Annotated in this window: 14 protein-coding genes; 10 read left to right on the top strand and 4 right to left on the bottom strand. The window is 64.7% G+C overall.

The window, feature by feature from the left end; translation table 11 throughout:
• Positions 1-234: 234 nt before the first annotated feature.
• A complete protein-coding gene (locus tag NG696_RS11315) occupies positions 235-1,032 on the bottom strand; it encodes an IclR family transcriptional regulator (RefSeq protein ID WP_252575410.1) in 798 nt (265 codons plus the stop codon).
• A 48-nt stretch (positions 1,033-1,080) separates the two neighbouring features.
• Here NG696_RS11315 and NG696_RS11310 point away from each other — a divergent pair, with 48 nt between their 5' ends.
• The 6 genes from NG696_RS11310 to NG696_RS11285 all read left to right on the top strand — a co-directional run bounded on the left by NG696_RS11310 (position 1,081) and on the right by NG696_RS11285 (position 6,436).
• Positions 1,081-2,379, top strand: coding sequence for an MFS transporter (locus NG696_RS11310; protein ID WP_252568710.1), 1,299 nt, complete (start codon positions 1,081-1,083; stop codon positions 2,377-2,379).
• Complete coding sequence (locus tag NG696_RS11305; RefSeq protein WP_252568709.1) at positions 2,372-3,622, top strand: FAD-dependent oxidoreductase; 1,251 nt, start codon at positions 2,372-2,374, stop codon at positions 3,620-3,622. Before NG696_RS11310 ends, NG696_RS11305 begins: the two co-directional genes overlap by 8 nt.
• A 119-nt stretch (positions 3,623-3,741) precedes the next feature.
• Positions 3,742-4,251: an HAD domain-containing protein gene (locus NG696_RS11300; protein WP_252568708.1), complete on the top strand. Its 510-nt coding sequence runs from the start codon at positions 3,742-3,744 to the stop codon at positions 4,249-4,251.
• Positions 4,252-4,403: 152 nt separating this feature from the next.
• Entirely contained in the window at positions 4,404-5,621 is a 1,218-nt protein-coding gene (locus tag NG696_RS11295) for an inorganic phosphate transporter (RefSeq protein ID WP_252575409.1), read from the top strand.
• The gene (locus NG696_RS11290; protein WP_058932545.1) at positions 5,618-5,839 is read left to right on the top strand and encodes a hypothetical protein; all 222 of its coding nucleotides are present in this window, start codon (positions 5,618-5,620) and stop codon (positions 5,837-5,839) included. The genes NG696_RS11295 and NG696_RS11290 overlap by 4 nt, the downstream gene beginning before the upstream one ends.
• Before the next feature lie 39 nt (positions 5,840-5,878).
• Positions 5,879-6,436: a dihydrofolate reductase family protein gene (locus NG696_RS11285; RefSeq protein ID WP_252568706.1), complete on the top strand. Its 558-nt coding sequence runs from the start codon at positions 5,879-5,881 to the stop codon at positions 6,434-6,436.
• A 22-nt stretch (positions 6,437-6,458) separates the two neighbouring features.
• On the opposite strand, the gene NG696_RS11280 is transcribed toward NG696_RS11285, so the two are convergent.
• Positions 6,459-6,932 carry a hotdog fold thioesterase gene (locus NG696_RS11280; RefSeq protein WP_252568705.1) on the bottom strand — a complete coding sequence of 158 codons (474 nt, stop codon included), beginning with the start codon at positions 6,930-6,932 and terminating at the stop codon, positions 6,459-6,461.
• Between the two features lie 193 nt (positions 6,933-7,125).
• Between NG696_RS11280 and polA the strand changes: the two genes are divergently transcribed.
• The 4 genes from polA (at position 7,126) to rpsA (ending at position 13,295) form a co-directional block, all read left to right on the top strand.
• The gene (gene polA / locus NG696_RS11275; RefSeq protein WP_252569431.1) at positions 7,126-9,768 is read left to right on the top strand and encodes a DNA polymerase I; all 2,643 of its coding nucleotides are present in this window, start codon (positions 7,126-7,128) and stop codon (positions 9,766-9,768) included.
• Between the two features lie 28 nt (positions 9,769-9,796).
• The gene (locus tag NG696_RS11270; RefSeq protein WP_252575407.1) at positions 9,797-10,213 is read left to right on the top strand and encodes a GyrI-like domain-containing protein; all 417 of its coding nucleotides are present in this window, start codon (positions 9,797-9,799) and stop codon (positions 10,211-10,213) included.
• Positions 10,214-10,291: 78 nt separating this feature from the next.
• On the top strand, positions 10,292-11,581 hold the full coding sequence (locus NG696_RS11265) for a GNAT family N-acetyltransferase (protein WP_252575418.1): 1,290 nt from the start codon (positions 10,292-10,294) through the stop codon (positions 11,579-11,581).
• A gap of 235 nt (positions 11,582-11,816) precedes the next feature.
• On the top strand, positions 11,817-13,295 hold the full coding sequence (rpsA, locus tag NG696_RS11260; protein ID WP_056339708.1) for a 30S ribosomal protein S1: 1,479 nt from the start codon (positions 11,817-11,819) through the stop codon (positions 13,293-13,295).
• A 139-nt stretch (positions 13,296-13,434) separates the two neighbouring features.
• Here the strand turns inward: rpsA and NG696_RS11255 are convergent, their stop codons facing one another.
• Both NG696_RS11255 and NG696_RS11250 read right to left on the bottom strand, forming a co-directional pair.
• Complete coding sequence (locus NG696_RS11255; protein ID WP_252575406.1) at positions 13,435-13,959, bottom strand: GNAT family N-acetyltransferase; 525 nt, start codon at positions 13,957-13,959, stop codon at positions 13,435-13,437.
• On the bottom strand, positions 13,943-14,632 hold the full coding sequence (locus tag NG696_RS11250; protein ID WP_252575405.1) for an IMPACT family protein: 690 nt from the start codon (positions 14,630-14,632) through the stop codon (positions 13,943-13,945). Before NG696_RS11250 ends, NG696_RS11255 begins: the two co-directional genes overlap by 17 nt.
• Between the last annotated feature and the right edge of the window lie 36 nt (positions 14,633-14,668).

The raw sequence follows: 14,668 nt of genomic DNA, 5'->3' as shown, positions 1-14,668 counted from the left end.
CGAAATCCCGGTACAACTCCGCAAGCTGCGCAGCCTCCTCCGGCGACGGCTCCGGAACAACCTGGCCGGCGGCAACAGAAGCATGCGTAAGATTCTCGGCGCTGACGGACATGGAGGGCCTCCTTGATGGTGCGATGAGCGTGTGGGCGTACGAACGACTCTAGGGAGCGGAGTATGTGACCTCCAACATATTCTGGCTAGCAGAATTACCGGGCAAGGGCCTGGTCTGTTGGATCAGTCCCTGTTGAAAGGGTTGGCGGCAATGTCGATTTCGAGCTGGCGCCGGGTCTCCAGCATGACGCCCACCAGTCCTGCGTCAAAGAGTCGCCGGAACCTTGCAACCGGGGTGGCTACGCTCAATGCCCCGACGACGTCGCCGGCGCGGTTGTGCAGGGCCAGCCCCAGGGCGCTGATGCCTTCCTCGGTGCCTTCGAAGTTGGCGGCGAATCCGTTGCCGCGGATGGTTTGAAGTTCCCGCAAGAAGGCCGGGTACTCGGCGTCGGGGATATTGTCGCCGCCGATCTCCGCGTTGCTGCTGCGGAACAACTGGTCAACCATGGCGGGTTCAAGTTCCGCCAGCATCGCCTTGCCGCCCGAGGCCTTGTGGGCCGGCAGGACTGTTCCTTGGCGGTCGCCAACGCGCAGGGCGCTGGTGCTCTCGACGGTGTCCAGGAACCTGACCTTCGTGCCCACGCGGATCATCAGGTTGACCGTTTCGTTGACCCGCGAACACAACATCTCCATATGCGGCCTGGCCACTTCCCGCAGCAGGCGCGACCAACTCACGCGGGCGGGGCCTGCACCCATGGCCGGCCCGGGAACATAACGGCGGGACTCGTCCTGGACCGCGAAGCCCCGGTATACCAGCATGGCCAGGAGCCGATGGGCGGTGGAAGGAGCCACGCCCAGTTCGTTGGCGGCATCCTTGAGCCTCAGGCTGCCCCCGTCGCGCAGGAGCTGCAGCAACAGCAGGGCGTTGTCCACCGCCTCGATGGGGTAGGTAGGTTTTCGCTGGACCGGTATGTTCTGCATGGCAGAATTATATAGGCGAGGCCGTGTGAGGTGGCTGACAGTGGTGGGATGAATCACACACCTACTGCCGCGGCGCCGGGCATCACAGGCGGCGCCGGCCTTTTCTCCTCTGGCGCATCGCGGTTCTCGAAGCAGTCCGCCATGGCTGTGCTGGTCTGCTGGCTCCTGGTGGTCTTTGACGGCTACGACCTCATTGTTTACGGCACGGTGCAGTCGTCCCTTATCAACGACACAGGCTGGGGGCTGACGAAGGCCACAGCTGGGACCGTCGGCTCGATGGCGTTCGTTGGCATGATGATAGGCGCCATCTTCGCGGGTCGGATGTCGGACACGTGGGGTCGCCGCCGGACCATCATCGGCTGCGCCATTCTTTTCTCCGTCTTCACCATCCTGTGCGCGTTTTCCCCCAACGCCGTCGTCTTCGGTGCCCTCCGCCTGTTGGCGGGCATCGGCCTGGGTGGCCTCGTCCCCTCAGCCAACGCGCTCGTGGCAGAACTGGTCCCCACAAAGTGGCGTCCAACGGTGGCCACGCTCATGATGTCTGGCGTACCGATCGGCGGCTCCATCGCCGCGCTGGTAGGGATCCCGCTGATTCCCGCCTTCGGCTGGCCGGCGATGTTCCTGGTCGCCGTGTTGGCCGTGATCGTGGTCATTCCGCTGGGACTCCGCTACCTCCCTGAAACCCTGGCACCGTCCGCGTCCTCCGACGCTGCAGTAACCCGGGAACCCGCCGGTTTCGGGTCACTGCTCCGGGCGCCGTTCCTCGGCATGAGCCTGCTCTACGCATTCGCCACCCTGGTGACCCTGTTCGCCTGGTACGGCCTCGGCACGTGGCTGCCCAACCTGATGCAGCTGGCCGGTTACAACCTCGGCTCAGCATTGACTTTCGCCCTCGCCCTGAACGTGGGTGCCGTAGCGGGATCCGTCATCACCGCCTGGGCCGGGACCCGGTTCGGCCCGATCCCGACGGCGATCGCTGCCGCCGGCGTCGCTGCCGCCGCGCTGCTTGTGCTGGTTACCGGCCCGCCCGTCGCCGTCGTCTACCTCATGCTGGTCCTGGCCGGCGTGGGAACCCACGGCACGCAGTGCCTCATCATTGCGGCAGTGGCCAGCCACTACCCTGCGCACCTGCGCGGAACGGCCCTTGGCTGGGCCCTCGGCGTCGGCCGCATAGGCGCCGTCGCGGCACCGCAGGTGGGCGGGCTGCTGCTGGCTGCCGGGCTCGGCGTCAACTCCAACTTCCTGGCTTTCGCCGGTGCGGCAGCCGTGGCAGCCGTCCTGCTGGCAGCCATTTCCGCCAAGATCAATTCCACTACCAAGATCTCTGAAGGAGACAGCAATGTCTGACCTGAAATCGTCCACCGAAGTCCTCGTTATCGGCGGTGGAATGGCCGGCCTGGCCGGGGCCCTCGCGCTGCGGGAGAACGGCGCCGAGGTGACCCTCGTGGAGCGTGCTCCTGAGTTCGGCGAAGTGGGCGCGGGCCTGCAGATGGCCCCCAACGCCTCACGCGTACTGAAGCGTTGGGGCCTGCTGGAGAAGGCCCTCGAAATCGGCGTCCGCCCCAAGCACCTCGTGTTCCGCGACGCAGTGACCGGCGAGGAGCTCACCAGGCAGACGCTCGGCGGCGAATTCGAGGAACGCTATGGCGCTCCCTACGTCGTGATCCACCGCAGCGACCTGCACCGGGTCCTGCTCGACGGCTGTGAGGCGGCGGGCGTCAAACTCGTCAACGACGTCATGGTGGAGAGTGTGGAAACCGTGAACGGCCGCGGCATTGCGCACACCGCCGCCGGCGTTGACTATGAGGCGGACGCCATCATCGGCGCCGATGGACTCAAGTCCACCCTGCGCCCCCTCGTTGCCAACGACGAGCCGGTTTCCTCGGCCTACGTGGCGTACCGCGGTACCGTGCCGATCACCGAAAACACGCCCAAAGCCGACCTTGAAGACGTCATCGTCTACCTTGGACCGGACTGCCACCTGGTGCAGTACCCGCTGCGCAAGGGTGAGCTGCTGAACACCGTCGCGGTGTTCAAGTCCCCCTCCTTCGAACGCGGCGAAGAGCAGTATGGCGGTGTGGATGAACTCGAAGCGGCTTACAAGGACTGCATTCCGGCAGTGCAGGATGCACTGAAGAATCTTGGCACCGCCATGCGCTGGCCCATGTACGACCGTGACCCGATCGAAAACTGGGTGGCCGGCCGGATGGTCCTTATGGGTGACGCCGCGCACCCCATGCTCCAGTACCTGGCCCAGGGCGCCTGCCAGGCCCTCGAAGACGCGGCCGTGCTGCAGGACGTCACCAACGGCACCGTCTTCACCGCGGACGGCGTCAACCCCGCAGCCTGGGATGGTGCCATCAAGGAATTCAACACAATCCGTGCCGGCCGCACGGCCCGGGTCCAGCGGAATGCCCGTGTCTGGGGCGAGTCGTGGCACGTCTCCGGCCTGGCCCGCACGCTCCGGAATCTGCTGTTCAAGAGCCGGACGGACAACAACTTCCAGTACAACGACTGGCTCTACGGCCACGACCAGCACGGAAGCCCCGCCCGCCCTGAAGCCGCCCCGGCCAAGGCGTTCTCTGCCTAGGACACACTCCTTATCGGCGAGTCCTTGAGGAGGGGCTGGGCGCAGTGCGACCATTGATGCGTGCAGCCCCTCGATCATTTAAGGGCCGTTCCGGGCCTGCCGGCCTGACCGGAGCGGCAGTGCGGAACGTCACCCTGTACCTGGACGTCGACGGCGTCGTTTGCCCGTTCGGAGCGACGGGCAAGACGCCATGGGGTTCCGGCTGGATACTTGCGAACGCCGGCGTGCTTGAGGTGGCATATGCGGGCCAGCTGGTTGACGGGCTGAACCGGCTTTCCCGGCTGCCGGGAGTCCGGTGCGTGTGGCTCACCAGCTGGGAGGACATGGCCGCGGAATACTTATGCCCTGCCATCGGACTTGCAGGCGGCCACTGGCCCTGCCTGACCGCGGATGGTGCCGGAACGGGGGAGGGCTGGTGGAAGCTTGCCGCCCTCCAGGAGGACCTGGCGGCCAACACCCCGGATGGCATCGTTTGGATTGACGACCAGCTCCGCTATGAACAGCAAGCACTGGCGTGGGCCGGATTTCTGGGCCCACGCATCCTCACGGTGTCGCCCGATCCACGCCGGGGAATCTCTCCAGCCGAGCTGGCCGCCGTCGGAGGGTTTGTCACGGAGCAGCTGTTTTGACCTGATGCCATGGACGCATACGATCGATAGGGTTTCACGCAGGTTCTGTTAACACCACAGGTCATTTCACATGAACTACAGGTGAATAATACGTTGCAGGGCACGGCGGGTAATGGAACTGCTGAACGTCGACTCTGCAGATTGGGCAACAGGTGGATATCACCTTTATGGTGGCGCTGGTCATCGGACTGGCACTATTTTTCGACTTCACAAATGGATTCCATGACACCGCCAATGCGATGGCTACGCCCATCGCCACCGGTGCCATCAAACCGAAGACCGCGGTGACTCTCGCGGCAATCCTGAACCTGGTAGGTGCCTTCCTCTCTACGGAAGTGGCCAAAACAGTCTCCGGCGGCATCATCCGGGAAGGCTCGGACGGTGTCCAGATCACCCCGCACATCATTTTCGCCGGCCTCATGGGTGCCATTCTCTGGAACATGATCACGTGGCTCAAAGGCCTGCCGTCCAGCTCATCGCATGCGCTCTTCGGCGGGCTGATCGGCGCAGCAATCGCAGGTATCGGATTCAATTCCGTGAATCTGGAAACGCTGCTCCAGAAGGTCATCCTGCCCGCCATCTTCGCCCCGCTGATTGCCGGCCTGGTGGCGTACCTTTGCACGCGGCTCGCGTATGCCCTGACGTCGCGGCACGATCCTGAAACCGGCAGCAAGCTGACACAGAAGCGGGGCGGGTTCCGCACCGGCCAGATCTTCACGTCCAGCCTCGTGGCGCTGGCCCACGGAACCAACGATGCACAGAAGACCATGGGCATCATCACCCTGGTGCTGATTTCGGCTGGTACCCAGTCCCCGGGGTCGGGCCCGCAGTTCTGGGTCATAGCGGCATGCGCCCTGGCCATCGCCGTCGGCACCTACGCAGGTGGCTGGCGCATCATCCGGACCATGGGTTCCGGGCTCACAGAGGTCAAGCCTGCCCAGGGATTCGCAGCCGAGACCAGCACCGCCTCTGCCATCCTCGCCTCCTCCCACCTGGGCTTCGCCCTTTCCACTACCCAGGTGGCGTCCGGCTCCGTCATCGGGTCCGGCATGGGCCGTAAGGGCACGACGGTGCGCTGGAACATGGTGGGCAAGATCGCCTTGGGCTGGCTGTTCACACTTCCAGCCGCCGGCGTTGTGGGCGCGCTGACCGCGCTGCTGGTGAAGACCGGCGTGGTGGGTGTGGTGATTGCCGCCGTCGCCGGCACCGCCGCGGTGCTGTTTATGTTCGCCTACTCCCGCAAGTCGGCGGTGGGCCACCACAATGCAGTGGAAGTCGAAGAAGCGGGCCAGGCCGTCCGCTTTGCCAAGAAGAAAGCATTCGCCCGGGCGCGCGCCAAGGCGAACCAGCACAAGGATGTTCAGCGATGAAGTGGTTGGAACTCTTGACAGTGGCCGGCGCTACCCTGGTGTCCGCGGTGACCGTTGTGGTCCTGTATTCATTGGGCGTGCGGCTGACGGCCATCGCCGGTGACGCCCGGCAGGCCTCACCCCGCACCAAGCGCTACTTCGCCTACACCTGCTTTGGCCTCTGCGGCGTGGCTGTCCTGTTCGGGCTTTACCTGATCATTCCGTACTTCAGCAAGTAGCCCTTCAGCCCGTCCACACCGCAGCGCTACTCTGGTTCCATGTCAAGGATCCAGTATTTTGTCGCGGCCTCCATCGACGGGTTCATCGCGACCACCAAGGATGACCTCGCCTGGCTTCTCGAGTTCGATGGCTTCGAGGGCGGGAAGGAAAGCTACGAAACCTTCATGGCCGGCGTCGGCTGCATCGTGATGGGCGGCGAGACGTTCTCCTGGCTGATGGAGCACGAACCCGGCAACTGGCCATACCCTTCCACGCCCTGTTATGTGTTCACCCGGCACGAGCACGTTGCTCCGGCCGGCACTGACATCACGTTCGTCCGCGGTCCCGTCCAGGAGTTCATTCAGGACTTCAAGGACCACGCCGGTGAGAAGAACGTCTGGGTGGTGGGCGGCGGCAACCTCGCAGCGCAATTCGCCGATGCCGGACTGCTGGACGAAATCATCCTGTCGGTCATCCCCGTGGTCCTGGGCGAGGGGAAGCGGCTGCTCCCATTGGAAGGCCCGACGACGCCACTTGAGTTGACGGCGTCCCGCACCATGGGGCGGGGGATCGTGGAGTTGCGCTACACCCTCACATCCCCGGATCCGGCCCGCTAGGGAGCTGAACCGCCTGAGGCGCTTAGGCCTCCGTGGGCTCGTTGTCCCGCAGCATGTTGGTGATGCGTGCGGTGGAGAGGCGGCGGCCTTTTTCGTCGGTAATCACGATTTCGTGCGTTGTCAGTGTCCGGCCCAGATGGATCGCGGTGCACGTACCTGTCACGGTGCCCGCGGCGATTGCACGGTGGTGTGTGGCGCTCACTTCGATGCCGAGGGCATGCCTGCCGGCGCCGGCGTGCATCCCGGCGGCGAAGGATCCCAGGGTTTCGGCCAGCACCACATGGGCGCCGCCGTGCAGGATGCCCGCCACCTGGGTGTTCCCTTCCACCGGCATGGTGGCCACCGTTCGTTCCGGGCTCATCTCCAGGAAGTGGATCCCCATCTTCACCACCAGGGCACCGACGCCCAGGCGGCCGAGCCAGTCGTGGAGGTGCGCCGGGATGCCTGCTGTGACCAATTCCTCAGTGAAGGGCCCGGGCGTGAAATTGTCCATCATGGGAACTAGGCTGACACCTGTGAGTGAAACTACCAAACCGGCCCCCTTCCCGTCCGAGACTGCAGTGCTTGACGCTGATGCTGCCTTGCAGGACATCAACGTCCCGCCGGTCGGAGGCCAGGTTTCCGCCACGGAAGCCCCGGTGGTTCCCATCACCGGCCAGCCGCGGCTTCTGGTGCTGGACGGCCACTCGATGGCGTTCCGCGCGTTTTTCGCCTTGCCGGCGGACAAGTTCTCCACCGCCAACGGACAGCACACCAACGCCATCCACGGCTTCACGTCCATGCTCATCAACCTGATCAAGGAACAGAAGCCCACCCACATTTGTGTCGCTTTCGACGTCTCGGATGACACCACGCACCGCAAAGCGGAGTACAGCGAGTACAAGGGTGGACGCAACGAAACGCCCCGTGAGATGAGCGGCCAGATCGACCTTATCGACAAGGTCATGGGCGCCTGGGGTATCAAGACCATCAAGCTGCCCGGCTATGAGGCCGATGACATCCTGGCAACCCTCGCCGCCATGGGGGAAGAGGCGGGTTTTGAGGTGCTGCTCGTCTCGGGCGACCGTGACGCCTTCCAGCTGATCACGGACAACGTCTTTGTGCTATACCCGCGGAAGGGTGTCAGCGACATTCCCCGGATGGACGCGGCAGCCATCCAGGAGAAGTATTTTGTGACGCCCGCGCAGTATTCGGATCTTGCCGCGTTGGTGGGGGAGACAGCGGACAATCTTCCGGGCGTTCCGGGCGTGGGCCCGAAAACCGCGGCAAAGTGGATCAACCTCTACGGCGGTCTTGAGGGCGTCCTCGAGCACCTGGATGCGATCGGCGGCAAGGTTGGCGATGCCCTCAGGGAAAACGTGGAGGACGTCAAACGCAACCGACGCCTGAACAGGCTCCACACGGATCTCGAACTTCCCCTCACCCTGGACGATCTCGCGGAACCGCGGCCGGACGAAGCCGCGCTGGAGTCTTTGTTCGACGAACTTGAATTCAAGACCATCCGTACCCGGCTCTTTGCCCTGTACGGCAGCGAAGAAGTGGAATCTGCGGAGCGCGAAAGCATCGCCGCTCCGGACTTCGTGACTCCCGCCGGGGCAGCCGAGCTGGGTGCCTTCCTGGCGGCGGGCGCTGGCAAGACGTCGGCAGTCGCCGTCGACCTGGTGCCCGGGCGGATCGGCGAAGACGCCGCCGCACTGGCCATCGTCCGTGACGATGCCGCCGTCTATATCGACCTCGCCGCGCAGGATGCCGCGGCCGAAAACGTCCTCGCGGACTGGCTGCGCGATGAAAACAGCCCGAAGGTCATGCATGGCTACAAGGCTGCGCTGAAGGCTCTCTCCAGCCGTGGCCTGGGACTGGAAGGCGTGGTGGATGACACGTCAATTTCCGGATACCTCATCCAGCCGGACCGCCGCACCTATGAACTCGCTGAGTTGGCCCAGCACCACCTCAACGTCAGTGTCTCGGCGGAGACCTCCAAGGCGGGCCAGCTGGAGCTGGCGTTCGACGGCGACGACGCCGCCGCTGCCGGTGCTCTGGTCCAAGTGGCGGCCGTGGTCCAGGCCCTGAGCCGGCACTTCGAATCAGAACTCACCGAACGCAAGGCCGGGGACCTGCTGACCACCCTTGAGCTGCCCGTCAGCCGCGTGCTGGCCGACATGGAAACCGCGGGCATCGCCATCGACCTGCCGCGCATGGACGAGCAGATCGCCGATCTGGCCAAGGTGATCGACAACGCCCAGGAACTTGCCTTCGCTGCGATCGGCCACGAGGTCAATCTCGGCTCGCCCAAACAGCTGCAGGCAGTGCTCTTTGACGAACTCCAGCTGCCGAAAACCAAGAAGATCAAGTCTGGCTACACCACCGATGCCGCCTCGCTGAAGAACCTGCTCGAAAAGACCGGGCACGAATTCCTGGTCCAGCTGATGGCGCACCGGGAGTCCTCGAAGCTGCGCCAGATGCTGGAGTCGCTCAAGAAGTCCGTGACCGAAGACGGCCGGATCCACACCACCTATGCGCAGAACGTGGCAGCGACGGGCCGCATCTCCTCCAACAACCCCAACCTGCAGAACATCCCCATCCGTAGCGAGGAAGGCCGGCGTGTCCGCGGCATTTTTGTGGTCAGTGACGGCTATGAGTGCCTGCTGTCCGCGGACTACTCACAGATCGAAATGCGGATCATGGCGCACCTTTCGGGCGACGCGGGCCTGATCCAGGCCTACCAGGACGGTGAGGACCTCCACCGGTTTGTGGGCTCGAACATCTTCCACGTGCCCACCGAAGAAGTCACCAGCGCCATGCGCTCCAAGGTCAAGGCCATGTCCTACGGCCTCGCCTATGGCCTGACCTCGTTCGGCCTGTCCAAGCAGCTGGAAATTTCCGTGGACGAGGCCCGCACGCTGATGAAGGACTACTTTGACAGGTTCGGCGCCGTCCGCGACTACCTCCGCGGCGTGGTGGACCAGGCCCGGGTGGACGGCTACACGGCCACCATCGAGGGGCGCCGCCGGTACCTGCCGGATCTCACCAGCACGGACCGGCAGCTGCGCGAAAACGCGGAGCGCATCGCACTGAACTCACCCATCCAGGGATCGGCCGCAGACATCATCAAACGCGCCATGCTGGGCGTACACGCTGAACTGGCGGCGCAGGGCCTCAAGTCGCGCATGCTCCTGCAGGTCCATGACGAACTGGTCCTTGAAGTCGCCGCCGGCGAGCGGGAAGCGGTGGAGAAGCTCGTCACCGAGCAGATGGGCTCCGCCGCGGACCTCAGCGTCCCGCTGGATGTCCAGATCGGCGTGGGCCCCAGCTGGTACGACGCCGGCCATTAGGCTGCTGGGAACGGAGGGGCGGGGCGCGATGGACAAGTACGAGGTCAAGAAACAGTTCAAGGATCTGTACGCGCCCCGGGCCCGGGACTTCGAGGTGGTCTCAGTCCCTCCACTGAACTACCTGATGCTGGACGGGCAAGGTAATCCAGGGACGGCCCCCGCCTACACCGCCGCCCTCGAGGCTCTGTATTCGGTGTCCTACGCCGTCAAGTTCGCCAGCAAGCACGCGGGCCGGGACTACGTCGTCGGGCCGCTGGAGGGCCTGTGGACAGCATCCGATCCTGACGACGAGGCCCCCACGCTGCGCCGCCTGCACAATGAATACATGCCGGCCAACGGCCTCGGATTTGCCGGCCTGCACCACGAGATCTACCTCAGCGACGCCCGCTGGGTGGCACCGGAAAAGCTCAAAACCATCCTCCGCCAACCCGTGCGGCGGCTCTGAGTCATTTCCCGCCGACGCGGGCGTGTTGCTGCTGGCCAGGCCCCGGATTCATTGGTTAGGCTCGCCGGTGTGGCTGAACTGAGTGATGACTATGAAATCCGGCGCTTCCCAGCGGCATCCAAGGGCGAGGCGGGTTATCCCGACGCCGAATCATGGGTGAAGGCGGTGGCCTTTGGCTTCCACGAATCCACGCGGACACCGGAGCATGTTGCCAAGTCCTTGGAGACCTACGCAGCTGACCGGCGGATCTTCACCGGCGCCTACCAGACGCGGGAAGTCGCGCCTGGGTCGCTCCCCGCAGAGGTACCGGTGGCAACCTTCGGCACCCTGCGCAAAACACTCAACATCGGCTTCGGCCGGCTGCTGGAGACGCAACTGGTCACAGCCGTGACGGTCCGGACCTCACATCGGCGGCGCGGCCTGCTGCGCCGGATGATGTCCGAGGACCTGGCCATGGCGAAGGACGATGGCCTGGCAATGGCAGCCCTGACTGCGTCAGAAGGCTCCATCTATGGGCGCTTTGGCTACGGTGTGGCCAGCTTCGAACGGACCGTGAAAGTGGACACCACCGCCCGGTTCCGGCTCAACCACCATGCCGTCGGTACCGTGGACATCGCGGACCCCCGTGTGCTGCTGGACCTGGCGCCGGAAGTCTTCGACCGCGTGCACCGCCTGACGCCGGGATCGATCGGCCGCCAGGACTGGTACCGCCAACTGGCCTCTGGGTCCTTGGGCCGCGAGGGCAAAGAAGACCCTGCCGTCAAGGTGGCCCTGCACTACAGCCCCGACGGCACCGTGGACGGCTACGTCTCCTACAAATTCCTCGGCTGGGACACCGAGCCCTACACCATGCACGTGGTGGACCTCGTGGCGGCTACTCACGAGGCCTACCTGGAGCTCTGGCAGTTCCTGGCCGCCATCGACCTGGTTGAACGCATCACGTGGGAGGAAGCGCCGCTGGATGACCCGCTCACCTGGGCACTGGCCGATCCCCGCTGCATCGACTCCTCAGACAGCCGGGACATGCTCTGGCTCCGCATCCTGGACGTGGGCCAGGCGCTGGAAGCCCGGCACTACCCGGTTGACGGCAGGCTGGTGCTCGAGGTGCAGGACCCGCTTGGCCTCACGGCTGGAACGTTTGCCGTGGAAGTCAGCGGCGGCGAGGCCGCCGTCGTGCGTCTGGAAGCTGCGCAGGTTCCTAACCTGACGCTGGATGTCTCCGCGCTGTCATCCATCTACCTCGGCGCCGTCAGCCCGGTGACGCTGAGGGCGGCGGGCCGGATCCGTGAACACACCCAGGGTGCGGCGCTCCGGGCACGCGGGATGTTCGCGGTGGAACGCGCCACGCACTGCCTCACGCACTTCTGAGCCCCGGCATTGCAGGCGCGCTCGGCCAGGGCCGGTCGTTGCCATGCGCTTTGACCCCTGTTGGCCGCTGCGACTAGAATAAGTGGGCGCGTACTACGTGCACGTTTCTAAAATCCACAAATCAGGATGACCCGGAAGATCCCTGCGATCGCCCGAACACCTGCGCCTGCGTTCCATAACGCGGGCGCGGCGGTTTGCCTGACCGACTAACTATCCACAACGGAGCCCCTACTACATGACCATCACCTCCACCGAGAAGCCCGGTACCCCCGTAGTCGCCATTAACGACATCGGTACCGCTGAGGACTTCCTCGCAGCAGTCGACGCCACCATCAAGTACTTCAACGACGGAGACCTCGTCGAAGGTACCGTCGTCAAGGTCGACCGCGATGAAGTTCTGCTCGACATCGGTTACAAGACCGAAGGTGTCATCCCCTCCCGCGAGCTGTCCATCAAGCACGATGTTGATCCCGGAGACGTTGTCTCCGTTGGCGATCTCGTCGAAGCCCTGGTGCTCACCAAGGAAGACAAAGAAGGCCGCCTGATCCTCTCCAAGAAGCGGGCTCAGTACGAGCGCGCCTGGGGCGACATCGAGAAGGTCAAGGAAGAAGACGGTGTTGTCACCGGTACCGTCATCGAGGTTGTCAAGGGTGGTCTTATCCTCGACATCGGTCTGCGCGGCTTCCTGCCCGCATCCCTCGTCGAGATGCGCCGTGTGCGCGACCTCGCTCCGTACATCGGTCAGAAGATCGAAGCCAAAATCATCGAGCTGGACAAGAACCGCAACAACGTTGTGCTGTCCCGCCGTGCATGGCTCGAGCAGACCCAGTCCGAGGTCCGCTCCACGTTCCTCAACAAGCTGGAAAAGGGCCAGGTCCGTCCCGGCGTTGTTTCCTCCATCGTCAACTTCGGTGCCTTCGTGGACCTGGGCGGCGTAGACGGCCTCGTTCACGTTTCCGAGCTGTCCTGGAAGCACATCGACCACCCGTCCGAGGTTGTCGAAGTTGGCCAGGAAGTCACCGTCGAGGTTCTCGAAGTCGACCTGGACCGCGAGCGTGTTTCCCTGTCGCTCAAGGCTACGCAGGAAGATCCGTGGCAGACCTTCGCCCGCACCCACGCCCTCGGGCAGGTTGTTCCGGGTAAGGTCACCAAGCTCGTTCCGTTCGGTGCGTTCGTACGTGTCGAAGACGGCATCGAAGGCCTCGTGCACATCTCCGAACTGGCAGTCCGCCACGTGGAGCTGGCTGAGCAGGTTGTCTCCGTTGGTGACGAGCTGTTCGTCAAGGTCATCGACATCGACCTCGAGCGCCGCCGTATCTCCCTCTCCCTCAAGCAGGCTAACGAGGGCGTTGACGCCGAGTCCACCGAATTCGATCCGGCTCTCTACGGCATGTCCGCTGAGTACGACGAAGAGGGCAACTACAAGTACCCGGAGGGCTTCGACCCGGAGTCCAACGAGTGGCTTGAAGGCTACGAGAACCAGCGCGCCGTCTGGGAGCAGCAGTACGCTGACGCCCAGACCCGCTGGGAAGCACACAAGAAGCAGGTTGCCCAGCACGCTGCCGACGACGCTGCAGCTGCAACGTCCGGTGACAGCGATTCCGGCACCACCAGCTACTCCTCCGAGCCTGCTGCCGAGTCCAACGCCGGGGCCGGTACCCTTGCTTCGGACGAGGCTCTTGCAGCTTTGCGCGAGAAGCTGACCGGCAACTAATTGCCACCGGCCCGGGGCTTCCCGGGCCAGCACAGCGGGCCCCTGCAAATGCGGGGGCCCGCTGTGCTTAATGCGCCATCCGTGGTTGGCCGGCCATCTGACCAGCACTTAATGCTCCCAAACGAGGGTTTCGGTGCGTCTACTGCGAGTTAGTTGAGAGTACGACGACGGCACTCACCACGCCGCCGTCGTCGTGCGTCAGGACCGCGCCTACGGCGGTGAGGAGCCGCTGCGCGCCGATGTTGGCTGCCGTGGTGTTGGCCACGACCTGGTGCAGTCCGGCGCGGCGGGCTTCCGCCAGCACCAGCCGCAACGCGGCGCCGCCGACACCGTGGCCGCGGTAGCGCCGGCCCAGCCAGATGCCCGTCTCAGCTGTTTCGTGTTGCGCCGTTTCCTCGTCCGTCAGCTTGAGCCTGATCGCGCCGGCCGGGCTGCCGTCGCAGAGCACTGCCCAGCTCTTTTCCGCGGCCGGTCCCTCCAGTCCCGCGGCTGCAGACCGGTGGTAGGCGCGGAACCAGTCGACGCGTTCCGCATTCCAGCCCGTCCCGTTGCCCAGCGGCGGTGTGACGGCATCCGCGGACGCATCCAGCTGCGCCAGCTCCAGCAGCCGCTCCAGCATAGGGTCGTCGACGTCTGCCAGACGGACTTCAGGGCAGCGGGACATCGAGCCACTCCGTTCCGGCCGGCGTGAGCACGGTTCTCCCGGCGGTGAGCGATAACACGCGTTCGGTGGCGGCAGTGATTTCTTCAGCATCGTCGGGCACGGCCAGGCGCAGGATCGTGTCCTGCGCGACGTAGCTGGTTTCAGCCATCACAAAACCGGCCGCCCGAAGATCGTTCTCCAGCCGTCCCGCAGCGGCGTGCGGCACCGATGCTGAGCAGATCCGCAGCCGGCTCCGGCGGACCAGCGGGGCCCGTTCCAGGGCCGCGGAAACCGACTCGGAATACGCACGCACCAGACCGCCGGCACCCAGCAGGATACCGCCGAAGTAGCGGACGACGACGGTACTGAGGTCGCTGAGGTCCGTCAGGCCCGGCGCTGTTTCCCTCTTGATGATGGCTTCCAGCATGGGGATGCCGGCCGTGCCGGAGGGCTCGCCGTCGTCATTGGAGCGGTGGATGTCCCGGTCCGGCCCAAGGACGAACGCCGAGCAGTGGTGGCGGGCATCGTGGAACTCGCGGCGCAGGGCGGCCACCAGATCCCGCGCGGTGTCCTCATTGTCCGCGCGGCGCAGCACCGTGATGAACCTGGAGCGTTTGATCTCGATCTCGTGCCGGAACTCCGGCCCCAACGCGAGCGTGGTGTAGGCGGTGGCCCTGCTGTCTTGCTCTTGCACCGCCCAAGTCTAGTGCGAGCATGGGCCCACGCCGCC

It is taken from the genome of Pseudarthrobacter cellobiosi, assembly GCF_023913755.1.
GTDB classification, from domain to species: Bacteria; Actinomycetota; Actinomycetes; order Actinomycetales; family Micrococcaceae; genus Arthrobacter; species Arthrobacter cellobiosi.
The sequence above is the reverse complement of the archived record's forward strand: the minus strand, read 5'-3'. Positions and strand labels throughout refer to the sequence as shown.